The organism is Pseudomonadota bacterium, from assembly GCA_018242545.1.
Classification (GTDB): domain Bacteria; phylum Pseudomonadota; class Alphaproteobacteria; order 16-39-46; family 16-39-46; genus 16-39-46.
Genome location: JAFEBT010000006.1, coordinates 1 through 25,837, shown reverse-complemented (window position 1 = coordinate 25,837; position 25,837 = coordinate 1). Strand labels below are relative to the sequence as shown.

The 25,837-nt window shown below is 33.6% G+C and carries 27 protein-coding genes and 1 tRNA gene; 25 read left to right on the top strand and 3 right to left on the bottom strand.

Annotation, left to right across the window (positions count from 1 at the left end):
* Position 1 precedes the first annotated feature (1 nt).
* From JSS34_01780 to JSS34_01685, 20 genes are all read left to right on the top strand, one after another.
* On the top strand, positions 2 to 601 hold the full coding sequence (locus JSS34_01780; protein ID MBS0185076.1) for a class I SAM-dependent methyltransferase: 600 nt from the start codon (positions 2 to 4) through the stop codon (positions 599 to 601).
* Positions 602 to 1,288: a WbqC family protein gene (locus JSS34_01775; GenBank protein MBS0185075.1), complete on the top strand. Its 687-nt coding sequence runs from the start codon at positions 602 to 604 to the stop codon at positions 1,286 to 1,288. It begins immediately after the preceding gene.
* Positions 1,278 to 1,949 carry a PIG-L family deacetylase gene (locus JSS34_01770; protein MBS0185074.1) on the top strand — a complete coding sequence of 224 codons (672 nt, stop codon included), beginning with the start codon at positions 1,278 to 1,280 and terminating at the stop codon, positions 1,947 to 1,949. The genes JSS34_01775 and JSS34_01770 overlap by 11 nt, the downstream gene beginning before the upstream one ends.
* Positions 1,942 to 3,780, top strand: coding sequence for a hypothetical protein (locus JSS34_01765; GenBank protein ID MBS0185073.1), 1,839 nt, complete (start codon positions 1,942 to 1,944; stop codon positions 3,778 to 3,780). Before JSS34_01770 ends, JSS34_01765 begins: the two co-directional genes overlap by 8 nt.
* Positions 3,764 to 4,498, top strand: a complete 735-nt coding sequence (locus JSS34_01760) for a 2,4-dihydroxyhept-2-ene-1,7-dioic acid aldolase (protein ID MBS0185072.1) — start codon at positions 3,764 to 3,766, stop codon at positions 4,496 to 4,498. Before JSS34_01765 ends, JSS34_01760 begins: the two co-directional genes overlap by 17 nt.
* A complete protein-coding gene (locus JSS34_01755) occupies positions 4,495 to 5,253 on the top strand; it encodes a 3-deoxy-manno-octulosonate cytidylyltransferase (protein ID MBS0185071.1) in 759 nt (252 codons plus the stop codon). Before JSS34_01760 ends, JSS34_01755 begins: the two co-directional genes overlap by 4 nt.
* Positions 5,246 to 6,208, top strand: a complete 963-nt coding sequence (locus tag JSS34_01750; GenBank protein MBS0185070.1) for a lactate dehydrogenase — start codon at positions 5,246 to 5,248, stop codon at positions 6,206 to 6,208. The genes JSS34_01755 and JSS34_01750 overlap by 8 nt, the downstream gene beginning before the upstream one ends.
* Positions 6,205 to 7,089 carry an NAD(P)-dependent oxidoreductase gene (locus JSS34_01745; protein MBS0185069.1) on the top strand — a complete coding sequence of 295 codons (885 nt, stop codon included), beginning with the start codon at positions 6,205 to 6,207 and terminating at the stop codon, positions 7,087 to 7,089. The genes JSS34_01750 and JSS34_01745 overlap by 4 nt, the downstream gene beginning before the upstream one ends.
* Positions 7,070 to 7,714, top strand: a complete 645-nt coding sequence (locus JSS34_01740; GenBank protein ID MBS0185068.1) for an HAD family hydrolase — start codon at positions 7,070 to 7,072, stop codon at positions 7,712 to 7,714. Before JSS34_01745 ends, JSS34_01740 begins: the two co-directional genes overlap by 20 nt.
* A complete protein-coding gene (locus JSS34_01735; protein MBS0185067.1) occupies positions 7,714 to 8,325 on the top strand; it encodes a 6-phosphogluconolactonase in 612 nt (203 codons plus the stop codon). Before JSS34_01740 ends, JSS34_01735 begins: the two co-directional genes overlap by 1 nt.
* A complete protein-coding gene (locus JSS34_01730; protein ID MBS0185066.1) occupies positions 8,318 to 9,532 on the top strand; it encodes an SGNH/GDSL hydrolase family protein in 1,215 nt (404 codons plus the stop codon). The genes JSS34_01735 and JSS34_01730 overlap by 8 nt, the downstream gene beginning before the upstream one ends.
* Before the next feature lie 149 nt (positions 9,533 to 9,681).
* Positions 9,682 to 10,497 carry a class I SAM-dependent methyltransferase gene (locus tag JSS34_01725; GenBank protein MBS0185065.1) on the top strand — a complete coding sequence of 272 codons (816 nt, stop codon included), beginning with the start codon at positions 9,682 to 9,684 and terminating at the stop codon, positions 10,495 to 10,497.
* Positions 10,494 to 12,302, top strand: coding sequence for a hypothetical protein (locus JSS34_01720; protein ID MBS0185064.1), 1,809 nt, complete (start codon positions 10,494 to 10,496; stop codon positions 12,300 to 12,302). Before JSS34_01725 ends, JSS34_01720 begins: the two co-directional genes overlap by 4 nt.
* Entirely contained in the window at positions 12,303 to 13,376 is a 1,074-nt protein-coding gene (locus JSS34_01715) for a histidinol-phosphate aminotransferase family protein (GenBank protein MBS0185063.1), read from the top strand. It abuts the gene before it with no gap.
* Positions 13,373 to 14,311 (top strand): NAD-dependent epimerase/dehydratase family protein, encoded by a 939-nt coding sequence (locus JSS34_01710; protein ID MBS0185062.1) that lies wholly within the window; start codon positions 13,373 to 13,375, stop codon positions 14,309 to 14,311. The genes JSS34_01715 and JSS34_01710 overlap by 4 nt, the downstream gene beginning before the upstream one ends.
* The gene (locus JSS34_01705; protein ID MBS0185061.1) at positions 14,308 to 15,276 is read left to right on the top strand and encodes a class I SAM-dependent methyltransferase; all 969 of its coding nucleotides are present in this window, start codon (positions 14,308 to 14,310) and stop codon (positions 15,274 to 15,276) included. Before JSS34_01710 ends, JSS34_01705 begins: the two co-directional genes overlap by 4 nt.
* Before the next feature lie 144 nt (positions 15,277 to 15,420).
* Positions 15,421 to 16,263, top strand: coding sequence for a glycosyltransferase (locus JSS34_01700; GenBank protein MBS0185060.1), 843 nt, complete (start codon positions 15,421 to 15,423; stop codon positions 16,261 to 16,263).
* On the top strand, positions 16,256 to 17,197 hold the full coding sequence (locus tag JSS34_01695; protein ID MBS0185059.1) for an SDR family oxidoreductase: 942 nt from the start codon (positions 16,256 to 16,258) through the stop codon (positions 17,195 to 17,197). Before JSS34_01700 ends, JSS34_01695 begins: the two co-directional genes overlap by 8 nt.
* Before the next feature lie 52 nt (positions 17,198 to 17,249).
* Positions 17,250 to 18,074: a methyltransferase domain-containing protein gene (locus JSS34_01690; GenBank protein ID MBS0185058.1), complete on the top strand. Its 825-nt coding sequence runs from the start codon at positions 17,250 to 17,252 to the stop codon at positions 18,072 to 18,074.
* 7 nt (positions 18,075 to 18,081) lie between these two features.
* On the top strand, positions 18,082 to 19,173 hold the full coding sequence (locus tag JSS34_01685; GenBank protein ID MBS0185057.1) for a glycosyltransferase family 4 protein: 1,092 nt from the start codon (positions 18,082 to 18,084) through the stop codon (positions 19,171 to 19,173).
* A 284-nt stretch (positions 19,174 to 19,457) separates the two neighbouring features.
* Here JSS34_01685 and JSS34_01680 read toward each other — a convergent pair.
* Positions 19,458 to 19,550 (bottom strand) — tRNA-Ser (locus tag JSS34_01680).
* Positions 19,551 to 19,689: 139 nt separating this feature from the next.
* On the opposite strand from JSS34_01680, the gene mnmA reads away from it, so the two are divergent.
* Positions 19,690 to 20,814, top strand: a complete 1,125-nt coding sequence (gene mnmA / locus JSS34_01675; protein ID MBS0185056.1) for a tRNA 2-thiouridine(34) synthase MnmA — start codon at positions 19,690 to 19,692, stop codon at positions 20,812 to 20,814.
* 89 nt (positions 20,815 to 20,903) lie between these two features.
* On the opposite strand, the gene groL is transcribed toward mnmA, so the two are convergent.
* Both groL and groES read right to left on the bottom strand, forming a co-directional pair.
* Entirely contained in the window at positions 20,904 to 22,568 is a 1,665-nt protein-coding gene (groL, locus tag JSS34_01670; GenBank protein ID MBS0185055.1) for a chaperonin GroEL, read from the bottom strand.
* A 49-nt stretch (positions 22,569 to 22,617) separates the two neighbouring features.
* Positions 22,618 to 22,908: a co-chaperone GroES gene (groES, locus tag JSS34_01665; GenBank protein ID MBS0185054.1), complete on the bottom strand. Its 291-nt coding sequence runs from the start codon at positions 22,906 to 22,908 to the stop codon at positions 22,618 to 22,620.
* 137 nt (positions 22,909 to 23,045) lie between these two features.
* On the opposite strand from groES, the gene tsaD reads away from it, so the two are divergent.
* The 4 genes from tsaD to JSS34_01645 all read left to right on the top strand — a co-directional run.
* Positions 23,046 to 24,083, top strand: a complete 1,038-nt coding sequence (gene tsaD / locus JSS34_01660) for a tRNA (adenosine(37)-N6)-threonylcarbamoyltransferase complex transferase subunit TsaD (protein MBS0185053.1) — start codon at positions 23,046 to 23,048, stop codon at positions 24,081 to 24,083.
* Positions 24,084 to 24,582: 499 nt separating this feature from the next.
* Positions 24,583 to 24,918, top strand: a complete 336-nt coding sequence (locus JSS34_01655; protein MBS0185052.1) for a hypothetical protein — start codon at positions 24,583 to 24,585, stop codon at positions 24,916 to 24,918.
* Positions 24,919 to 24,950: 32 nt separating this feature from the next.
* Positions 24,951 to 25,538, top strand: coding sequence for an autotransporter domain-containing protein (locus JSS34_01650; protein MBS0185051.1), 588 nt, complete (start codon positions 24,951 to 24,953; stop codon positions 25,536 to 25,538).
* Between the two features lie 82 nt (positions 25,539 to 25,620).
* The coding region (locus JSS34_01645; protein MBS0185050.1) for a hypothetical protein at positions 25,621 to 25,837 on the top strand (217 nt) is incomplete at its 3' end.

Sequence of the window (25,837 nt, the reverse complement as noted above, 5' to 3'; positions counted from 1 at the left end):
AATGAGCTATAAAGAAAATTTAGAGCACCAAAAAAATTATACTTCTAAACTCAACGAATATTATTCCGATTCTTATAATGCTTCCATGGACCACAAAAAAGTTAAATGGGGGAGTCAAGAATCTCAATTTTTAAGATTCAAAATTCTTTCTGAGATTTCAAATTTGTTTTTTGAAAGCAGCATCTTAGATTATGGATGTGGTATCGGTACATTTTTAGAATTTTTAATCCAACATCATTATTCAGGTTCCTATACAGGATATGATATTCTTCCTTCCATGTTAGAAATCGCACAAAAAAAGTATAAAGATCACTTATTTACATCTTCAATTCATAGAAAATCTTTTGATTTTGTTATTGCAAGTGGAATTTTCACAATTGCAGATTCAAAAATGATGCATGAAGAAATTCAAAAAATGTACCAAATTTCTCAAAAAGGCGTCGCTTTTAATTGTCTTAGTTCATTTGCATCTCAGCAAGAAAAAGGAGAGTTTTATGCAAATCCCCTAAAGACGCTTGAATTTTGTTTTAATTTAACCCCGAAAGTTGTTTTAAAACATCATTATTTACCTCACGATTTTACAATATATATGTATAAATAAATGATCATTTCTATTAATCAGCCTGCTTATCTTCCTTGGTTGGGCTACTTTAATCGTATTCTTAAAAGTGATCTTCATATTGTTTTAAATCATGTTCAGTTTGAAAAAAATAGTTTTACAAATCGTAATAAAATTCTCTTAAACGAAAAACCACTCTGGTTAACAATACCTCTTCTAACAAAGGGAAACTTTCAAAATCTAGCAATCAATTCTCTGACAATAGATCCTAAAATAAATTGGAAGAAAAAACATTGGCTTACACTTGAACAAGCCTACTCCAAGCAGGAAAATTGGATGACATTTAGAGATGATTTAAGAGAATTATACAGCTTAAATTCTTATAATTTTTTTGAAATTTTAAAGACTTTCTTAGTTTACTTCTTAGACTATTTTGGAATCGAAAAAAAAATATTATTTTCATCAGATTATACTTTTCAAGAAAAAAAATCAGATCTCATTTTAGAAATCTGTAAGAAGTTTGGCGCAACAAAATATATTTCTGGTCAATTTGGAAAAGATTATTTAGAACTTAATAAATTTCATGATCACGGTATTGAAGTTATTTTTGATACCTATAAACATCCACAATATCCTCAAAAATCCGAAGAATTTATTCCCTACCTATCATGTATCGACTTAATGGCAAACTGCGGTAAACAATCTTTAAAGGTTTTAAGTGATGGCTAATATACTTGTAATTGCAGCTCACCCAGATGATGAAGCTTTAGGTTGCGGAGGAACAATGGCACGTCATTCTGCAATGGGAGACAAAGTTGGGGTTCTTTTTATAGCAGACGGTGTTGGCGCTCGAAATGATACCTTCCAAGAAAATTTAATAAAAAGAAAAAAAGCTGCTAAAAATGCCTTAAAAATCCTAAATACTGAAGCTTTAGATTTTCTTGATTTTCCAGATAATCGCTTGGATACAATCGCGCTTTTAGATATTGTTCAAAAAATTGAATCTACCATTCATAAATTTCAACCTCAAACCATCTATACACATCACTATGGAGATCTTAATATAGATCATTCAATTGTTCACAAAGCAACAATGACTGCTTGTCGCCCTGTTCCAGGGTGCTCTGTTAAAAACATCTATTCTTATGAAGTTTTATCCTCAACTGAATGGGGATTAGCAAACAAGAGATTTGTCCCAAATTACTTTATTGATATCGCCGATTATTGGGACCAAAAAAGAGATGCTTTAATGGCTTATAACGAAGAAATGAGGGCTTACCCTCATACACGCTCAATAGAAAGTCTTGAAGCACTTTCTCTTCATAGAGGAACTTCCGTAGGCCTTAGAAAAGCAGAAGCTTTTTCTATAATAAGGTCTATTAATGACTAAACTTTTAAGTAACTTTGAAGGAGTTGCTCTTGTTCAATTTCCTGAACAAATTCCCATTTTTAAAGAATACTTTTTAAATAAAGCGATTAAAAATGATAAAATTTTATGGATAGCAATTACAGAAACGGCGCTTCTCTTTCTTGAAAAAGAGACTCTCCAAGTTGCAAAAATTACTGACTTTTATAATTATACTACTTTTAATCATTACATTTTCGAGAAATCCTACGAATCCCTTGGAGAAATATTAAAACGTTTAGATAAAGAAATATATTCTTATTATCCAGTATTTAAAAAATATGATATGGTATTTTCTCAGTTTTCATTTTATTTTTTGCGTTTGTGGTGTGATAGTATTGAGTTAAGAATCTATGAGCTCGCTTCTCTAAAGAAAGCATTGGGAGATTTTTTAAACGTTTATTATGTCTCTTTTGAAGAACCGCCTTTTTCTTATCCTAACGCTCCTTATCACACAAATCATTCCTTAGATTTCGCCATAACGTCAGTTTTTAAAGATAAAGAATTAATTAAGGCTGGCTATTATAATCCAATTGGAAGCTTTGCAGGATATAAATCAGAGTTCGAATCAAAAGAAATTCTCCGTCAATTTAAAAAAAGTCCGACCGCTCTAAATCTCATTCTTAAATATAAATTATTTTTACAAAGGATTATTTCGAGAAAAAATCTATTATGCATCAATATCCAAGTCCATTATTTTTATGGAAAGCTTAAAAATTTTTGCTTTTTACCTAAGATACCACAAAATGACATAGAAACTCCTCGAACTGCTCAAAGCATGGTTAACAGTATTTTATCCCCAAATGATTTTGAAATCTTAGGAGTGAGCTTTAAAGAATATTATAAGAAAATAATCATAACGACGCTCAATGCTTTTTTAAAAGAAACATTAAACACAATCAATTTTTACAAAAAAAATCCCTCTCAAACATGGGAATCTATTCTTTCCACAGGATTCAATACATTTGGATCCATGGCCATAGCAAAGATTTTTAAGTCTTATAAAAAAAAGGTTTATTGTTTGCATCATGGATCACACGGTATCATAAAAGATAAAATTAACGCATACCTTGAGTATCCTTTTATTACAGATTATTTTGTTTGGGGAGAAGGCGTTACCAAACAAATAAAAAAAGAAGGAGACTGGAATAATCTAAATATTCATTCTGTAGGGTCTGCACAGGTTGATTTTCTAAAAGAACAAATATTGAACAGAAAAAGGAAAATTTTTTCTAAAAAATCCTCTAAGCCTATCATTGTATACTTGCTTCAAGCTATTAATGATGGCGTAAGAGTAACGCTTGATCACCCACCAGGACTTATAGACTTTAGCCTTCAAAAAGATTTTATTCAGTCATTGCTAAATATTAAATCAGATTTTGATTTAATTTTAAAAGCCCATCCCTCTCATGATGGCTATCATTCTGCTCTTAGATTTCTTTTTAAAGAAGATAAACGTGTCCATTATGTAAGTTCCTTGCCCTTAGAAAATTTTCTTATAAAAGCGACACATTTTATTACAGACAGACCTTCTACTTCTCTCATACAAGCGATGTCGTGTGGATTAAAATCTTATTGTTTAATAAATTCAGATTTTTATATAAAAAATTTCAAAAAATCCTTGAAAGAAGATAATGTTCTTTTTGAAAACTCAGATACTTTGGTAAAAACACTTCATAAAGATCTTCTTAATTGGGACAAAACGAAACAAAGCCCAACGAATCCTTATGAATCATCCTCCTTTTTAAAAAACTATGCTAATCCATTTAATGATACACTGTCTTATAAGAGGATTCTAAATGCTATTAAAGAATAAACTTTCACATCAACCCATATTTGCTGCTTGGCAACAACTCCCCTCACCTCAGATAACCTTTTCAATGGCAAGTCTGGGATTTGATTGGATCGTTGTCGATTTAGAACATACCTCAATGAGCATCCAAGATGCTGAAACAATTTTTATTGCAGCAGAGAGCCTGAATTGTAAGCCTTTTGTAAGGCTCTCATCTGCAGATCCTTATCTCGCGCGTCGTCTTTTAGATGCCGGCGCTCTCGGATTAATACTTCCTGTTGTTGAGTCAAAAAATTCTTTTGATGAATTTGCGCAACATTGTTTTTTTCCGCCCCAAGGAAAAAGAGGATTGGGGCTCGTTCGTGCTAACAGGTGGGGATCTCATTTAGAAGAATACTTTAACGAATTTAAACCCATTCTCATCGCACAAATTGAAACAAAATTAGGTGCTGAAAGTATTCAAAACATACTTTCTTCTCAATTTATAGATGGAATTATGATTGGTCCTTATGATTTATCAGCAAGTCTTGGAAGCCCCGGAAAATTTGATGATCCTTTTTTTAAAGAACTATGTAAAACCATTCGCGAAGAAGCAATCAGACAGAAAAAAATGCTTGGGTTTCATCAAGTCGAGCCCTGCTTATCAAAGTTAGAAACACGCATTCAAGAAGGCTATGATTTTATTGCTTATGGGACAGATATGATCGCTTTAAGATACGCTTTACAAGGAATAAATCGATGAACAAAATATGTATCATTCCGGCTCGAATGGGCTCCTCACGCTTTCCAGGAAAACCCCTCAAAAAAGCCTTGAATATCCCTGTTATAATCCATGTTGCAAAACGTTGTTTATTATCAGAGCATTTAAATTATGTTGCTGTCGCAACATGTGATAAAGAAATTGAAAACGTCTGTCATGAACACAATATTCCTGTCATTTTAACCAGTCCTAAACATGAACGTTGTACGGACAGGGTAAGTGAGGCCATCGAGAAGCTTTCATTTTCTGTAGAACAAGAAGATCTTATTATAATGGTTCAAGGAGATGAAATTCTTGTCACACCAAATATGATTGACATGGTTATACGTGATTATGAACAAACTCATTCCCCCGTTATTAACCTTCTCTCGAAACTCTATAGAGAATCTGACCATCAAGATCCGAACGTTGTTAAAGTTGTCTCTGCCCCAGATCAAAGGGCTCTTTATTTTTCAAGGTCTCCCATCCCTTCAACGTATAGAGACAAAAACGTTACCAGCTACCAACAAACAGGCGTTATTGGGTTTTCTCGGAAATTCCTCAAGGAATTTAGTGAATTACCACAAACGCCTCTTGAAAAAATTGAATCCATTGATATGCTGCGTGTCCTTGAACATAGCCTCCCTTTAAGAGTTGTCTATACAGAGAAAGAAACTGTGGCTGTTGATGTCCCATATGATTTAGAACGTGCAGAAAAAATTCTGCATCAAGATGAATTTGTAAAACGCTATGCTTAATATTCTTATTTCAAATATAGGATTTGGGGAAGCAGCACCGGATGCTCTTAAATCCTTACAAAAAAATGCTCAACTTACTGAAAATAAAGAAAAAAAGAGATTTTCAGAAGAAGATTTTATAGAAAAAATTAAGGATTCTCATATCCTAATTGCAGGAACGGAAAAAATTACAAAATCCGTTCTCGAACAGGCTCCTCACTTGAAACTTATCGCACGTGTAGGGGTGGGAGTTGATAACATTGATCTTGAAGAGGCTAAAAAAAATGCTGTGTCCATTACCTATACTCCTGATGCACCATCGGAATCAGTTCCTGAATTCACACTTGCTCTTATTCTTAATCTTATAAAAGGAATCTCCATTTCTGATCACAAACTTCACGAAAAAATTTGGTATCGCCCTATGGGAAGAATGTTATCTTCTTTTAAGTTTGGAATTGTAGGCGCTGGAAAAATTGGGTCTAAAGTTATTCAAATGATCAAAGCAATCTCTCCCTTGTCAGACATTTTCTTTTATGACCCTTATGTCACACATATTTCAAATGCAACAAAATGTTCTCTTGAGAGACTCTTTAGAGAATCTGATGTTGTTTCTCTTCATCTTCCCTTAAATGCTTCGACGAAAAGTCTTGTAGATCTTAATCTCTTAAAAACAATGAAACAAGGAAGTTACTTGGTCAATACATCACGAGGTGGTATTATTGATGAAAATGCACTCTATCAAATTCTCCAAACAAAACACTTGGCAGGAGCTGCCCTCGATGTATTTGAGATTGAACCTTATAACGGAAATTTGACAGAATTGGAAAACTGTCTTTTAACTTCTCATCTCGGATCAATGACGCATGAAGTTAGAAAATTAATGGAAAACCAAGTTTCTGAAGATGTTCTAAACTTTATACAAGGACGGCCTTTACGAAGGCCATTAAATGGATTTAATTTTGTTGGATTAAAATGAAAAAAGCTGTTGTATTTGGGGGATCCGGGTTTGTTGGTAGTCATGTAGCTGATGCTCTTACAAATTCTGGTATAGAAACAACCATTTTTGATGTTCGACCTTCTGAATTTATAAATTCAAAACAAACCTTTATTCAAGGAAGCATTCTTGACGAAAATCTTGTTCGTAAGGTCATTGAAGACAAAGATTATGTTTATCACCTTGCGGGACAAGCAGATATTGAGGTTGGATTTGAGAATCCTAAAGAAACGCTCCATTTAAATATTCAAGGAACGATTAACATCCTTGAGGCTTGTCGACAACATCCTGTAGAACGGCTTGTTTTTGCATCAACCGTATACGTTTACTCTGACTCAGGCGGTTTTTATAGAGCAAGCAAACAAGCTTGTGAAATTATCATTGAAGAATATCAAAAAAACTTTGGTATTGATTATACAATTTTAAGGTATGGGTCACTGTATGGTCCCCGAGCGGATGAAAAGAACTTTATTCACCGTGTTATTAAACAAGCGCTCTTAGAAAAGAAAATTGAAGTTGGATATGGCAGCGATGAAAAGAGAGATTTTATTCATGTCTATGATGCCGCCCGCATGAGTGTTGATATTCTCAAAGAAGAATATAAAAATGTTCACATCATATTAACAGGCTATCAACATATTAGCCGCGGGGAGCTTCTCCATATTATTACTGAAATGCTGGGGGAAGATATAGAAATTCAAACAATTCAGCCTGAAATTGATCGTGTGCATGGGCATTATAAGTTAACCCCTTATGTCTTTAAACCAAAAATTTCACGTAAGCTTGTCAGCTCTGAATATCTGGAATTTGGTCAAGGAATTTTGAGCTGCATGGAAGAAATCTATGAAAAACACGTTAAGTAATATAAAAGTCCTCTTCCTTGATTTTGATGGCGTAGTTGTGGAATCTACACATATTAAAACAGATGCATTCTATGATGTATACCTTCCCTATGGAAAAAAAATTGCCGAAAAAGCAAAAGAACACCATTTAAAGCATCAGGGCGTAAATCGCTCCAAAAAATTTGAAGCGATACATCAACTTTTTTTGAACAAGTCTTGTCCATCCGAAGAAAGAGAACAGCTTTCTCAACAATTTTCTGAAATTGTTTTTGAAAAGATTTTAAAAGCACCTCTTGTTGAAGGTGTCATTGACTTTTTAGAAAAAATGAAAGCACATAATATTCCTACTTTTTTGCTTTCAGCTACCCCCCATGAGGAGTTAATTAAAATTTGCCAAGAAAAACATCTCTCTCATTACTTTAAAGGTATATATGGATCTCCTTATGAAAAAAGTGAGATTGGAACCAAGCTCATCCATCAGTATGGCTTTAAGAGAAAAGATATTTTTTTTATTGGGGATAGCATCAGTGATTTTAATGCCGCCTCTAAAATCGATGTTAATTTTATAGGAAGAGTAGCTAAAGGAGAAGCGAATCCTTTTGAGTTATCTATCCCCATTATTCAGGATTTTAGAGATTTTCTTTAATGCAAGCATATTATTTTCAATCAGTTTCAGAAGCTGGAACATTTCTGAACCAAGAAATTCAAAAGGATATCTTACATCAAATTAATTTGAAAGGTGAAGGACTTCTAATTTTACCTGGCGGAAACAGCATCAAATTGTTTTTTCCCTATCTTCTTACGTTAGATGTCCCCTGGAATAAAGTCACAATTGGATTAAGTGATGAAAGAGATGTTCCTCTACATCATGACATGAGCAATGAAAAACAGTTAAAAGAATCTTTTTTAAACTATCTTCCTGCTCCAAATTATATTCCATTAAATGAAAAATTCCTCACCAAAATCAAAGCTTTTTCTCCCATTACAATTTTAAGCATGGGAATAGATGGACATCTTGCGTCTCTTTTTCCTGAAGAAGCACCAGAATGGACACAAGTAGGCATGAGGCTTTATCATACTAAAAAGCAAATTCCAAATCGTATCAGTTTATCAGAAGAAGCTCTTCTTCTTTCTCATAAAATTTATATTTTAGCCCTAGGAAAAGAAAGACAATGTCTTCTTGACAACATACAAAATTCCTATCCCTGTTTAAATCGCATTTATAACAATTCAATATTTATGTCTATCGATGAATAAATTTTTTTATAAATTTTCACTTTTTTTTCTAAAACCAAGTGCTTTAAGTGGAATTGTATTTTTATTTTTATCGTTTCTTATTTTTAAATGTTATTTAAACAATCTTTTATCCTTTTTATTTGCATTTCTAATCACAGAATTATATTGCAGATTCCAATATTTTCTTTTTCATAAGAGAAAAAGAGAAAAACGTTTTTTCATTACCAAGAAAGACATTCCTTTTGTACATCATCCGTATTTACCTTGGAGCATTTATAAAAACTGGACTCCTCAAAAAGATAAAGCCTCTTTACTCGATGACAAAGCTTTTATGCTTGGAGGAGTTCCTACCAATAATCTTGGCTTGTTTTATGCTTCTGAAGAAAAGAAATTCATTACTCAAAAAAAAGAAAAGCATACATATAGGATTCTTATATTAGGAGATTCAGTTTCCTTGAATTTTGCAAGCCCTTCAAACAAAGTGAACTACCCTTTACTTCTTGAGAAAAAACTACAGGCTATGATTAAAAATACACGCATTGAAGTTATCAATGCATCGTTCTTTGCTTATACCACACAAGAAATTATTATAAAGTTTTTATTTGATTTGCAATATTTGGACCCTGATTTAATACTTTTTTATGGTGGATATTCAGATATTAGGGGTTATCTTACAGAGAGTTTTGAGACAGATTTTAGTCATTTTAGAAGAAGTATAAAAACGAATTATTCACATCTTGTATTTTTTGCTTCTTTAATTTCATTAGTAAAATCTTATTTTTTAGATAATGTAGTTTCGGATCTTTTTAGTCATAGTAATTTGAAATTAGATTTAATTAAGATGATTAATAAGAAAAATCATATTAATTTAAATCAACCATTTGAAAAAGGCCTAGAAACCTTTTCAAGAAATATTTCAACCCTTATTCATGTCTGCCAAGGAAAAAACATACCTCTCATTTTCTCCACATATTGTCATTATTTAAATAATCAAAGAAAAAATTCAGAAGCATATCAAATTTTTAATACTATTATTGAACAACAAAACGCTATCATTCGTGATCTATGTTCATCTAATAAAATAACATATGTAGACAATGCAATACAAGTAGACTGCTCAGAAGAAAACTTTTTGGATGATGTTCATTTCACTGAAAAAGGAATGAATATTGTAGCTCAAAATTTTTCCGATATTATTTCTAAATTTATAAAAAATCATCCGCCTTAAAAAGAAAGGAACTCTATTAATTCTTAATATAATTAAATTTTTTGTTTAATAATTAATATTAATAAGTAAAAATTTAATAAATTAAGAATTTTTTAAATACAAAATTTAGGGAAAATAAAATATACATAAATTTAAATAAAGGTCCACAAATGAAAAAACCATCTGCTAACAACATTGCAAATTTTATTAGTAACATAAATTATGCGATTTTGAAAATTATAGGAAAAAACCTACCAAAACATGTTGCTCTTAATATTATTCAAAAAGAAAATAATTACTTCTTACATGAAAAGAATTTAATTTTACAAACAGATTTATTAAAACTTTGCCATTTAATTTTTGATGAATCTTCATTAAAAACAGAAATGAAACTTTCAGATAATTTTTCTAAACGCATACGTCATGCATTTGTCTTTCAATTAGCAATGAACGCAATAAAGAAAGATAAAGGAAAATCATCTATAGCTGAATGCGGGTGTTTTAAAGGGCAAAGTTCTTACATAATTTCTAAAGCAATTATGTTAAATGGACATAATAATACTTTTCATATTTTTGATTCTTTTGAAGGCCTTTCTGACTATTCAAAACATGATATAACAAATCTTTCAGAAGAAAAAATTCAAGAAACTCGCAAAGTTTTTGCAGCAAGTATCGATCTTGTTAAAGATAACCTAAAAGATTTTAATTTCATACAATATCATAAAGGTTGGATTCCATCTCGATTTAATGAGGTAGAAGGTCAAAAATTTTGTTTTGTAAACATAGATGTTGATCTGCACGATCCAATTAAAGATAGCCTAGAATTCTTTTATCCTAGGCTAGTATCTGGAGGAAGTATTTTTTTAGATGATTATGGGTTTAACCAGTTTCCAGGAGCAAGTACGGCTATAGATGATTTTATAAAAATAAATAAGCCATCTTATTTCTTAGCTCTTCCAACAGGCGGTGCGTTTTTAATTAAATGATTAAATTTGTCCACATAAAGGAAGTTTTGTCGTGCCCTCAAGGAATTTCAAATTTTTTCTATATCGGAGTAAATACAGAAAACCTTTTAAATCTTGAAAGAAAAGGAATTCAAGTTAATTTTCTCTCAAAAGAACGAAAAATTCTTTTAGACAATTTTCAAGAAGAAATTATTAACTTAGACAAGCACGTCTTAGATATTTTAGATCCTCTCTGGTTAGCAAGTGATTTGGCAGAGAATAACCTTTGTCTTGAAAATTTCTCCCTTTATATTCTTAACACCTTCGCTCTCCTTAAAATGGACCTGCTTAATAATGAAGATGTTATATTTATCTGTGATGATGACGAGCAAGTTTATATTTACGCATCCCTTCTTAGAAAAAATGGTTTTAAGATAATAGCTCATATCAGTTATTTGAAATTGCTAAAAAGACTCACTGGCCATCTTTTCCAAAAAGTTTGCTATTTCTGTCAAAGTTTATACAACATATTGTATCTTCATTTCTTGAGATACTATTGTCGCTCTAAAATACAAACGCGCGCTCTTGAAAAATCGGATGTTCTTTGCATCAATTGGGTAGGAGAAAGCTCTTTTACAAATAATGATCTTTTTTTAAATGACCGATATTTTGGTGATTTACTCTCAAAGTTAGCTGATATGAGATTTAAAGTTTCAATCGTTGGAAAACCTCTTAATTTTATTGATTCATTCAAAAAAATTGCAAAAGAAGCAATTAAACAAAAAAATAATTTTTATCTCTTACAAGATTTTCTTAAAATTTCAGATCTTTTTAAACTCTTTTTTAAATCTTTTTATTTTTTAAAATATTATAATCATCCTTTCAAAATGGAAGGAATAGATTTTTCTTCTTTATGGAAATGGTTTTGCTTAAAAGATACCTTAAAGTATCGTCTTTTGCATGCTTTAGAAGTCTATACAGCCGCCACCACTCTTTTTACATTCTTAAAAAACCCTTCTGTAAAACTTATTTACCCTTTTGAAAATCAACCTTGGGAAAAGGTCTTAAGTTTAGCCTTTAAAAAAGTACTTCCCACTCATAAAATTTATGCTTACCAGCACTTTCCATTTGCAAAAGAATATTTGACTGCTTACTTTTCTGATACTTATATTCATGAAAAAATGGGTCCTTCTCTCTTATTAAGTGATACTTTTTTCAAAAATTGGATAGAAAAAAGGGGGACAAAAGACTGTTCTCTCTTTGGAAATTTTCGATTTCAACGGGTATTAAAAAATTCACAATTCCCGGTCAATTCACATTACAAAAAAAAGGTCATTTTATGTGCTTGTTCTATACAATTTTATGACTCTTTAGAACTTATCTCAACATCCATAAAGATTATTAAAAAATTAAAGCCTTCTCTTCAAAAAAATGTAACGCTTGTTATTAATTTTCATCCTTTAATCTCTCCTGAAAATAAAGAGAAAATTCAGAATTTTTTTTCCAATCCAGGAATCGATCTTGAATGGTCTCCTTTAAGCGCCGATGAACTTTTAGAAAAAGCTTGCTTGGTTTTTTACAATTCAAACTCCATTTGCTTCAATGCAGCAGCTCGAGGAATTCCTGCTGTTTTTATGAACTCAGATTTACAAATTGATCTTGATAGAATCCCAGATATATCTATAAAAGGAAAGGATATTTCGGATGTTTCTCAAAAGGTCGAAAAACTCATAGAAAATGTGCATTATTATCAAGATCAATCAAAAAAATTTAAAAGCTATTTTGACATCTATTATAAGGCCCCAGACTATTCTAGAATCCATAAACTTTTTACGGAAGGAAAATAAATGTTTTTAAAGAAAAAGAGCTATTTAAGAGATATTAAGCGCATTCGAATTCCAGAAACACGCGATTTAAGCAATGGACTTCGATTAGACAGAAATGAAAAAGCCGACAATTGGCCTGAAAATTTTATTGAGGCTGTCTTAGCATCCAAACCAGCTTCTTTTTTCAGCACCTATCCAGATCTTTCTGGACTTTATAAAAAGCTGGCCACCCATTTGAATGTTGAAGAGGAACAAATCCTTGTTTCATCTGGAATTGATGGTGTGATTAAAACCTTATTTGAAATTCTTGTTGAGCCTGGTGAAAAAATTGGTGTCTTTGCACCAACATATGCAATGTACGACGTATATGCTAAGTTATTTCAAGCTAAGCTTATTCATATTGGATACAAGTCAGATTACACCCCCGATTGGGCGGCATTCGAATCATTCCTAAATCAAAAGCCAGCGATTCTATTTTTGCCTAATCCCAATCAACCCATTGAGTCTTGTTTTTCTTTAGATGAACTAAGAACCATTGCTCAAAAATGTTTAGAAGTTGGATGTTTGTTTGTTGTTGATGAAGCCTATCATTATTTTGGAGCAGATTCTGCCCTTCCTCTTTTAAAGGAGTTTGAAAACGTTGTCGTTATGCGCACATTTTCAAAAGCATTTGGAATTCCATCGGCACGGCTTGGGTATATGGTCTCAACTTCGGAGAATATGGATTTATTATGTAAAACACGTTTCGCCCATGAAGCCAATTCTTTTAGTGCCGCTATGGCTGAATATCTTTTAGATCATTTTGAGATTGTAAAAAACTACACACATCAAATTAATCAATCAAGAATTTACGTTAAGGAAGCACTTCAAAAACTCGGAATTCCATCAAGAGGTGAAAAAGGCAACTATCTTTTAATTACTTTAAAATCAAACGAACAAACAAAAAAATGTGTTGAATTCTTAAGAAACCAGAAAATTTATGTAAAAGGTCCTTGGGCTTCACCTTGGGATAATTGTATTACAATAACATTAGCTCCTCAAAATCTTATGGAAAGATTCATCAAATCAATGGAAACCTTTGTGAGGGAACAATGAAAATTCTTATTACAGGTGGAATGGGATATATAGGTTCTCATATTATCCAGAAACTTCAAACAGAAAATCATGAAATTACCATTTTAGACAATCTTACAACTTCTCTTAAAAATTCAGAAAATCAGCATGAGTTAATTTGTGCAGATATCACGAATTATGAATCTCTCAAAACCAATCTTCAAAATAGAACTTTTGATGTCGTCCTTCATTTAGCAGCCCAGTCATCAGGGCCTGCCTCCTTTAAGAATCCAGAGCTTGATTTAAAAATTAACATCCTTGGAACTTTAAATATTATTCGTCTTTGTGATCATCTTAAAATTCCCAGAATTCTCTTTGCCTCTTCTTTTACCGTTTATGGTGATAACTCAAGTCATGAAATGCTAACAGAAACTTTGCCTTGCGATCCAAAATCTCTCTATGGCGTTGGAAAATTAACAGGAGAACAATATCTAAAAGTTTATGCTGAAAAACTTGGAATTCGTTGGAATGCTCTTAGAATGTTTAATGTCTATGGGCCCGGCCAAGATCTTTCAAGAAAAGATCAAGGAATGGTTAGCATTTTTTTAAGCTATGTACGGGAAGGAAATCATATCCCTCTTCAAGGGAGTTCAGAAAGATTTAGAGATTTGGTTTATATTGATGATGTTGTTTCAGCGTGGATGCTTTGTCTTAAAAAAGATATTCCTAATCAAATCTTTAATGTTGGATCTGGATCTAAGACAACAATAAAAGAATTAATTGACGCACTCGCAGTTCTTCATAATAAAAACATTACAATTGAAATTGTTGAAGCCAGCCCTGGCGACATTATGGGATGCTATGCTGATATTTCTAAAGCAAAAAAACAACTCGATTATAATCCACAATATGATCTTAAGTTGGGATTAACAAATTTTAAAAATTGGGCTGATCAAACCTTTGGAGTTACACAATGACAATTAACTGTTGGATTTGTAATCAGGCAACCGTTAAAAAAACCGTTCAATTACGATCAAAAAAAGAAGCAACTCTCCATTATTGTCATGTGTGTGATTTTGAGTTTTTTTCTCATGAGAATGACGCTTTACTGTCAAACAACCAACTTGATAAAACGCGATTAGAATCTGCAGGCCTTGATATTCCTAAACAAGAAAAAGATTTTGAGAATGGTTATAATCAATCTAAAACTTATGTCTCTGATTATCTTAATAAAGAAGATGTGGGTGCAAAAATCTTAGAGATAGGATGTTCATGGGGTTATTTTTTAAAGGCAGCAAAAGAATTTGGGGCTGTTCCCTATGGCCTTGAAATAAACCCTGTAAGGTTAGAATACGTTAAGGAAAAACTTGGTATAAATTGCAAGCCTTCTCTTGAGGATTATATTTCTTCTAAAACTAAATTTAAAAAAATATTTTCTTTTTACTGTTTGGAGTATATAAAACACCCCCTTTCATTTTTTAATAATCTCTTAAACCTTCTTGAGCCAGGAGGAGAAATTATTTTTATAACCCCTAATCTAAATGATGTTTTAAAAGATGTTTGGCATAACCCAGGATATCAACATTTCTTTTATGATGAATGCGCTATCGGGTATTATTCCTTCAAAGCTATAAATTCTTTATTGAACCATCTTAAAAAGGACAGAACCATCCATACATCTGTTCAAACGAAACAAGGTTATAGCCTCTATAATCATTTGCATTGGTATTTTAATCAAAAACCAATCAATAATAATTGCCTTGTGGGGGGAGATCGATTGCCAGAAGATATTAAGATGGTTTTAGAACAAGATAAAAGTTTCATTGGAGATTATCTTGCAAATTTAATTTATAGATTTGATCAGGAGTATAAAAAAGTAATTGAAGAAAATAATTTTGGGAACCAAATCTTAATTAGAATAAAAAAACAGTGTCCAGTATAAAACTACTTTTCTAAAAAAATGTGGAATAGATATTATTTTATGATTTTTGATTGGTAGCTCTATAATATCAGAAATAAAATTAGACGTTTTTAATATATTCGATTATGTACAATATATCTTTTACTTATCAGCCTTATAAATAAAATGCATAAAAATCCTCTCATCTCCGTTATTGTTACGACTTTCAATAGAAAAGAGTTTCTTAAAAAAACTTTAAATTCCATTCTTTCTCAAACATATTCTAATTTAGAAATACTTGTCATTGATGATGGCAGCTCTGATAATACACATTCTGTTGTTGAAAAATTTTCAGATAATCGACTGCAGTTTCATACAATAAAACATTCAGGCAGGCCTGCTGTTCCACGAAATTATGGTATTAAAAAATCTAAAGGAAATTTTATCGCTTTTTGTGATGATGACGATATTTGGGAAGCAGATAAAATATCTCTTCAAATAAAAGCATTTCAAGATAATCCTTCTATTAAATTATGCTATACAAATTCGAGTTATATTGATGAAAATGATCTGGTTCTTTCTTTTCCTTATAATTCCTCAAAAGATAAAATAACAACATTCAAAGATCAACTTTATCAAAATAAAGTAACATTTTCCTCTCTTATGATTCATCGAGATGTTGTTCAAGCCGGACATTATTTTGATGAACGGCTTAGCTTAAAAGCTTCAGAAGATTTTCTCTTTATAACAAAAATTGTTGCAAAATATCCTATTTATTATCTTAACCTACCTCTCATAAAATATCGAGTCCATCAGAATGGAATTAGTCATAACCGCACGAACATCAAAAAATTAGTAATTTATTATTTTCGCTTAACAAGGTGCTTTTATAACTTATTAAAAGAAGATTACATTTCTATTATTAAGTTTTTTCATTTATCATGTTACCACTTTATTCAAGTTAACAAACAAATTTCATATCTTCTCTTACAACGCTTCAAAACTTTTCTAAGGAATGCCAATGTTTAAAGAAAGAGTGCTCGTTACTGGTGGTGCAGGATTTATAGGAACGCATTTATGCAGAAAACTTCTTGATTTAAATTATGATGTGATTTGCCTTGATAATTTCTTTACAGGAAGAAAAGAAAATATTTCTGATCTTCTTAAGAGTCCTTATTTTGAACTTGTAAGGCATGATGTAACTCAGCCCTTTAAAGCACAAGTGGAAGAAATCTATAATTTAGCATGTCCTGCAAGTCCCGTTTATTATCAATCAGACCCCGTAAAAACTATAATAACTAATGTCATGGGTGCTATAAATATGCTTGATCTTGCTAAAATGAATAATTCTAAAATTTTACAAGCTTCAACAAGTGAAGTTTATGGAGATCCTGAAATAGAGGTTCAGCATGAAGAATATTGGGGGCGTGTCAATCCAATAGGAATACGCAGTTGTTATGATGAAGGAAAAAGATCTGCTGAAACTTTATTTTTTGATTACCATAGAGAATACAATGTTCAAATAAGAGTTGCTCGGATTTTCAATACCTATGGTCCTTATATGAGACCTGATGATGGAAGAGTCGTCAGTAACTTTATCGTACAAGCATTACGTAACAATAAATTAACAATTTATGGTGACGGATCTCAAACACGGAGTTTTTGTTATATTAATGATCTTGTAGATGGCCTCTTAAAATTGATGAAACTTGGAAATAGTATCACAACACCTATAAACCTTGGCAACCCCCAACCCATAACAATGAATTGCTTAGCTGAAACAATAATGGAGCTTATGGGAAAAAAGCTTGAAATTGAATATAAATCTCTTCCTCAAGATGACCCTAAACAACGTCAACCAGATATATCAAAAGCAAAGAAATACCTTGATTGGACTCCAACTACTTCACTTAAAGATGGATTAAAATTAACAATAGATTACTTTAAGAAAATCTTAGCTTAAAAATGAGCTCTTTATTGAATAATAAAATTACATTTGTTCCAAAGGACCAAAAATGACCTATAATATTCAAATATGGAAGGAAAATAAAGAAAAGTATCAAGATTACTGGGAGAATAAAGATATTGGAGGCACTTTTAATAACCTAATTAATAATTTTAATGAAGTAGAGACATATATTGAAGAAGAAGGATTTCTAGAAGATTTTAAAAGAGCTTGTCTTTGTTTAGAAAAATTAGGAAAAAAAATTTCAGGTGTAGGCGCTGATTTTGCAGCAGGATCCATGTGGTTAACAGCTTTTATCTTAAAAAACTATCCGTTAATAACTCAATTTTATGCTATTGATTATTCTCGGAAAAATGTATTCGACTTAGGAAGTAAATTACTTGAGCATTATAAAATTTCCCCCGAAAAGCTCACATTATGTCTTGGATCTTTTTATGACATTAAATTACCTTCAGAAAGCTTGGACTTTATTGTAATGGCCCAAGCTTTTCATCATGCAGAAAATCCTGATGTACTTTTGCAAGAATCCTATCGGCTCCTTAAAAAGGGAGGATTTTTAATTATGGTAGGTGAGCTTTTTATATCTAAAAATCTTTATTTTAAATGTTATTTAAATTATTTAGCATCCCTTATAGTTTCCTCAAAGTATTTTCCTCTCTCTTTCTTCAAACATTTTAAGAAACTCCAAAACATCGGTTCAAAACGTTTAAAGGGATCATTCCAGAATATTTATTTCCCGCCAGATCCGGTAACGGGTGACCATTACTATTTAAAGTCACAATATAAAATGTTCTTTTTAAGAAATAAATTTAAATTTATAAATATTAAATCTAAAAAATCAAATCATTTAGCTTATATTCTTTTTAAAAGATAATTCACACGTGCCAATGCACCTTGCTCTCATTATTTCTTCTCTCAATTCTGGTGGCGCTCAACGCGTTTTATCAATTCTTGCAAACCATTGGGCCTCACAAGGTCATAAAATCTCACTCATTACGCTTGATCGTCCTGAATCCCCTCCTTTTTATCCTTTAAATTCTAAAATTAATATTTTTCAATTGAATAAAAATAAACCAGAAACTTCATGTATAAATCGTCTTAAAGCCATTTCAGATCGTTTTCTCTCGTTAAGAAAAAAAATTCAAAAGCTTAAACCTGATCTCATTGTGTCTTTTGTTGACATCATGAATATCACAACCCTGATATCCTCACTTGGCTTAAAGATTCCTGTTATTGTTTCTGAGCGGACCCATCCAAAATATCATAAAATTCCCTTACTTTATCAAAAATTACGAGGACTTTTCTATTCAAAAGCAAGCCAAGTTATCGTTCAAACGGAATCAGCGGCTCAATATTTTAAAAATTTAAAAAATGTTTCTGTTATTCCAAATGCTGTTCTTATTCCAAATAAAACAAAACAAGATGTTAATTTAATGCCTCAACATATTGTATCTATAGGAAGACTCTGCCCCTTTAAAGGTTTTGATACACTTATTTATACCTTTTCAAACCTCCTACAGCAGTATTCTAATTTAATACTTACCATTTATGGAGAAGGTCAAGAACGTAAAAATCTTGAAAAGCTTATTTCTTTCTTGAATTTAGAAAATAAAGTCTTTCTCCCAGGTGCTCTTAAAGAGATTCAGACCTCTCTTCTTAAAGCAGATCTTTTCATCTTTCCCTCACATTACGAAGGATTCCCAAATGCTTTATGTGAAGCCATGGCTATTGGTCTACCTGTAATAGCCTCCAATTGTTCTGGAAACATTGATATTATACAAGATCATATTAACGGACGACTTTTTCCCATTGGGGATATTGAAGCTCTCACGCAGATTTCTCTTGAACTTTTAAAAGATACAAATCAACGGGTGAAACTTTCTCAAAATGCAAAACAACTCTCTGAGCAGTTTCATCCTAATTTAATTTTTAATCTTTGGGACCAGGCTATTTCTAACTCCTTGAAGAATTAAAATCCTATGCTCTTTAGCAAAAAAATGAAAAGATTTAATATTGCTTAAAATAACTCTCCTCTAAACTGGACGGAAAAACCAACGTCACCAACCAATGGTTTAGAAGACTTCGAGAATAATGCTCCAAGTTATTATTAGAAATGCTGATAAGAAATGATGTTATCATCGATTTTTGAAATATTCGATAATAGTATCTACTCTTATGTATGCTCAGGAGGAATGATAGGAAAATTCATTATCATCGTATTTAATTATAGTCATATGAATATACAACCATTTAAAACTGGAGGAGGGGAAGGGATTCGAACCCTCGATACGGCTATTCACCGTATAACGGTTTAGCAAACCGCCGCCTTCAGCCACTCGGCCACCCCTCCAGATGTGTTTGTAAATTAACGAGAGGATGTGCGACTGTCAATGATCAAATTAACTCTTCTTATAAAGGAATGCTTCTTTTTTGGAAAAATTTTAGATATATTGATTTTCCTTAAAAATATTTAATCTGAGTAAAACGTAATGTCAGGCCTTGATTTAACTTCTTTGGGCTTTTCAAATCCCTCCCAAACACGCATTATTGTTGCGATGTCAGGTGGGGTTGATAGCTCTGTCACAGCAGCGCTCCTCCATGAAGCTGGGTTTAATGTTATTGGAATCACGCTCCAACTCTATGATTATGGCATGAGCCTTGGAAAAAAAGGCGCCTGTTGTGCTGGGCAAGACATTTATGATGCTTCTTTGGTTGCAGAAAAATTTGGATTTCCTCATTATGTTCTTGATTATGAAAGTGTTTTTAAAGAATCTGTCATTGAAGATTTTGCTGACAGTTATCTTAGGGGCGAAACCCCCATTCCCTGTGTAAGATGCAATCAACGCGTCAAATTCAGAGATCTTTTTAAAGTTGCCAAAGATTTGGGGGGCCATGCTCTTGCAACAGGTCATTATGTAGAAAGACGTCTTGGCCAGCACGGGCCTGAGCTTCACCGTGCTCAAAATTCAAAAAAAGATCAAAGCTATTTTTTGTTTGCAACAACCACCGATCAGCTTGATTATTTAAGATTTCCCTTAGGGCATATGACGAAAGAAGAAACTCGGCTTCATGCGTATCGTCTTGGCCTGAATGTAGCTGATAAACCAGATAGCCAAGATATTTGCTTTGTACCCAATGGAAATTATGCTCAAGTTGTTGAAAAACTACGCCCTGGTGCTTTAGAAAGTGGTGAAATTCTTGATGAGGCTGGGCATGTTCTTGGAAAGCATTCAGGAATTATCAATTTTACAATAGGACAGAGGAAAGGCCTTAACCTGTCTTCAAACCCTAATAATGGTGAACCTCTTTATGTCATTCGATTAAACCCTGAAAAACATCAAGTTATTGTGGGACCACAATCTTCTTTAGCAAAAAAAGAAATTTATTTAAATGATGTTAATTGGCTAAGTCAGTCTCCTGCAGATACTTCAATTTCATGTCATGTTAAGGTGCGTTCTTCTCAAGAGCCCTTGCCTGCCACCGCTTTTCTGAATCTTGGAGAGAAAACAGCTCAAATTACTTTTGAAACCCCTGAATTTGGCATATCTGCAGGACAAGCTTGTGTTTTTTATAAAAACAGTCAGGTTCTTGGAGGGGGCTGGATTTCACGTTAAAGTTTTTAAAGTTTGAACCATTAAAAAGGGGCCAAATTGGCCCCTTTTTACTTTGATAGACATGGAGTCTGAATAGATAATGGGTTAGATTAAAAATCCATACCCCCCATACCCCCCATACCGCCCATACCGCCCATACCGCCGCCCATACCACCAGGCATTGCAGATTTTTGCTCAGGTTCTTCACCAACCATCGCTTCGGTTGTAATTAAAAGACCTGCAACCGATGCTGCGTCTTGAAGCGCTGTTCTGACAACTTTGGTTGGATCAATAATACCAAACTTCAACATATCTCCATATTGGTTTGTTTGAGCATCATACCCAAAGTTAGGATCTTTTTGGTCAATCAATTTTCCAACAACAATAGACCCATCAACACCCGCATTCATAGCAATTTGTCGAATGGGGGACTGAAGTGCCCGACGGACAATATCAATTCCAACACGTTGATCATCATTGAAAGGCTTAAGAGCAGAAAGCGAACTTTCTGAATAAAGAAGAGCCACACCACCGCCTGCAACAATACCTTCCTTTACAGCGGCACGTGTTGCATGCATTGCATCTTCTACACGATCCTTGCGTTCCTTCACTTCGATTTCAGTCACACCACCTACACGAATGATAGCAACACCCCCAGCGAGCTTTGCAAGGCGCTCTTGAAGCTTTTCACGGTCATAATCAGAAGAAGTATCCTCAACTTGTTGACGAATTTGAGAGCAACGTGCCTCAATTTCTTGAGCAGATCCAGAGCCATCAATGATGGTTGTTTCATCCTTTGTTATGAATACGCGCTTTGCAGTTCCAAGCATGTTTAACGTGACATTTTCAAGCTTGATTCCAAGATCTTCAGAAACCAATTGACCACCCGTTAAAATAGCAATGTCTTCAAGCATCGCTTTTCTGCGATCTCCAAATCCAGGCGCTTTAACAGCTGAAACTTTTAAGCCGCCTCGAAGCTTGTTAACAACCAAAGTTGCCAAAGCTTCGCCTTCAACATCTTCTGCAATAATGAGCAAAGGGCGTCCAGATTGAACAATGCCTTCAAGAACTGGAAGAAGCGGTTGAAGACCTCCTAATTTCTTTTCATAAATAAGAATATAAGGATTATCGAGTTCACAGGTCATTTTCTCTGGATTGGTAATGAAGTAAGGTGAAAGATATCCACGGTCAAACTGCATTCCTTCAACAACTTCAAGTTCTGTTTCAAGAGATTTAGCCTCTTCAACCGTTATAACACCTTCATTTCCGACTTTCTCCATAGCACGTGCAATCATTTGACCAATGTCAGATTCACCATTTGCAGATATAGTTCCAACTTGTTCAATTTCAGAGTTGGTTGCGACAGGCTTTGAGCGTTTCTTAACATTTTCGACAACAGCTTCCACCGCCATATCGATACCACGCTTAAGGTCCATCGGATTCATACCAGCCGCAACAGCCTTAATACCTTCTCGAACAATGGCTTGAGCTAAAACAGTTGCTGTTGTTGTTCCATCTCCCGCAATATCAGATGTCTTGGTTGCAACTTCACGAAGCATTTGAGCACCCATGTTCTCAAACTTATCTGAAAGCTCAATTTCTTTTGCAACAGAGACACCGTCTTTTGTAATGCGTGGAGCGCCATAGGACTTATCTAGAATAACATTGCGTCCCTTTGGTCCTAACGTTACCTTTACCGCATCAGCCAAAATATCCACGCCTCTTAACATTTTCTCGCGCGCTTCCGCACCAAATTTTACGCGTTTTGCAGCCATTTATTAATTCTCCTTTTAAATTAATACAATTTTAACACCTTAAAAAAACTTAGGCTGTTAAAATGCCCATAATGTCACTTTCTTTCATAATTAGATAATCTTCGCCATCAACCTTAATCTCAGTTCCGGACCATTTGCCAAAAACAACCCGATCCTTAACTTTAACGTCAAGCGCAATTAATTTTCCATCATCGCCTCTTCCACCAGGACCTACGGCAACAACTTCGCCTTCCATTGGCTTTTCTTTTGCAGTATCAGGGATAATAATCCCGCCTTTAGTTTTCTCTTCACTTTCTAAGCGACGGATCATAACACGATCATGAAGTGGTCTGAACTTCATTATGAAAATCCTTTCTGTTCTTGTTAAACTGTATAAATTAAGTGTAATATGAAATGTATTAGCACTTTGCTTGTATGAGTGCTAATATAAATCAGGTCTCTTTTTCCTGTCAATAACTATTTTTAATCAAGCATGTCATGATCTCTTTACCTTTAAGAATACTCGGAATTGAAACCAGTTGTGATGAAACATCTATTGCCATTGTTTCAGAGAATCGACAAATTTTAAGCAATCAAGTCTATACACAACGAAAAGATCACATGTCATTTGGAGGCGTTGTTCCGGAACTTGCCGCGAGAGCACACCTTGAAAGACTCCCTCTTTTGTTAAAAGAAGCTCTCCAAGAGGCAAATCTTTCACTTCAGGACATAAGCGCTATTGCTGTGACAGGGGGGCCTGGTCTTATGGGAGGCGTCCTGGTTGGCGTTCTTTATGCAAAAGCCCTTTCTGCTGCACTCAACAAGCCTTTCCTCGCCATTAATCACCTCGAGGCGCATGCTCTTACAATAAGAATGATCGAAGAAATTTCTTTTCCTTATCTTCTTCTCCTTATCTCGGGAGGTCATACCCAATTTCTTTGGACAGAAGGTGTTGGACGTTATAAGCTGCTAGGGACATCTCTTGATGATGCTGCGGGAGAAGCTTTTGATAAGATTGCAAAGCTTTTAGATCTTGGGTATCCTGGGGGACCAGCCCTTGAAAAAAGTGCAGAACTTGGAGATTCGAACCGTTTCGAGCTTCCCAAGCCTCTTTTACGAACATCTCACTGTAACTTCTCATTTTCAGGGCTTAAAACAGCCGTTCTCAAAAAAGTTGAAACACTTCCTCATCCTTTAACACTTCAAGATAAAAATGATATGGCCGCCTCTTTCCAAAAAGCTGTAGGAGAAGTTTTAATGGATCGATGCCAAAATGCTTTTAATCTTTGCAAAACATTTAAGCCTTCTTTTTCTTTTGTTGTCGCAGGAGGCGTTGCATCAAATCTCTATCTTAAAAAGAAACTTGAAACGCTTGCATATGAACATCATCTTCCTTTAAAAGTTCCTCCCCTTAAACTTTGCACGGATAATGGCGCAATGGTTGCTTGGGCTGGAATAGAAAGATTAAAACAAGGAAAACAAAATGCTTTAGATTTTTCTCCGCGTCCTCGTTGGCCTCTTGAAGATCTTCAATAATTCTTGAGCTTTAAGAAAAAACCAAGATTTGATTTTTCTTGATCTCTCAAAAAGGTTAAGAAATATTTTTGAACTTAAAAAATGATTCTTTATATGTAAAAAAGTCAGAAAATAAAGGGTGTGAAAAAATAGGAGATTTTAAAAACTATAATCTATTGTTAAATAGACTTTAATTTTATATATATTAAGTTAATTCATTCGTCTAAAAAGTCTTTCTAAAAAAATATGAAGACGCATTGTCGCTCAAGAAAGGTCGTTATCATAAAAATTAAAATACACACTAAAAAATAATCAAAGATGGGAAAAAATTCATGTAATCCAAAAAAATAGCTTACGCCTTCTTCTTATTTCCTCTTCCTTCTTTTTAGGGACAATCGGAATTCTAGAGCCTGCCCTTTCGCTGTCTATAGATTCTCCCATTCTAGAAAGCACCATTGCACCTTCAATTATTCGTTCCCCTCTTGTTTCAGTAGGAGGAGGGCTTATAAGCCATAATCAATTGAGTAATACCTTATCCCACAGCCAAACCCTTAATATATCTTCTATTACTACTTCAACCTCTAATCCTCCTATAAGCAATATTTCAAATAGTCCAACAGCTCCAACAGGTCCCACTGGAGAGTCAACCTCTTCACCAATTGATCCAGCAGAAATTATGAGAGATACCGTGTCTATTTCAAACATAGCACCCGACGTCGCTGTAGCTGTTGTTTCAAATACAGCCGTTCAAAGTGCCGTTCAAAGCACCGATCAAAGCCCCGTTCAAACCCCGATTCAAGCAACAACGCCTTCACAAAATTGTTATTCCAGTGGCTCTGATGTAATATGCAGTTAAATTTAAGTTTGTTTTAATCTCATAGGAAAATCATGAAAAAAAATCTTTTCCATTTCTTTTCTTTTTTAGGATTCTTGCTTGGAACCTCCCTTTTAAACGGGGACACTGCTTCAAGGTCTTTTCAAAACCATCTCGCTACTTATCTAGATTATAGATCAAATCTTAGAAATCATCTTCATAACGACATCACCAAAAGTGCCCCAACTCAAAAAAAAGAAGAACTTCCAACATCAAACATATGGTCTTCTTTTGGATATGGAAAAACAAAAGATACTTCTTCTGAAGGTTATGGATCAAGCCGCTCATATTCTCCAAGCATCGGAGTTGACACCCTTTATGGAGATTGGACAGTCGGTCTAACTTTTTCGGGCGCCCATTCAAATTCAAAATCTTTCTTAACCCCTCCAGGACAAACAGTGAGCAATTCTGCCGTCTTACAACCCTATGCTTCTTATAAACTCCAAGATTGGGTAAGTTTGTTTGGAGCCGCAGGTATAATATATACTGATGGTAAAACCATAAACCAATCAACGCCTTCCAATGGTCATCAATTAACTCGAAACTATGTTGCTACTTTTGGTTCCGTCTTTATTTTACCAATTATTAGATCTGCTGCGTAAGTCTTGAAAAGAGATAAGACATTGAATTTTTGGAGAAATTTGAGAAAAGGTAGGGAACACAAACCCAGCAAGGTAGGTTCCCATGTCCTTAAGATACGAGAAAGTAAAGAAAAGTCCAACAGTTTTTTTAAGATTGTTCGGAGTAACCCCTCATCAATTTGAAAAAATAATAAAAGAAGTGGCACCTTTATGGGATAGAGAGGTGTTGGGAGCCTATAAAAGACCAGGGCGAGATTTTAAGCTTTCTCTTGAAGATATGGTCCTCCTTCTTCTTGTGTATTATCGAAGCTATGTGAGCC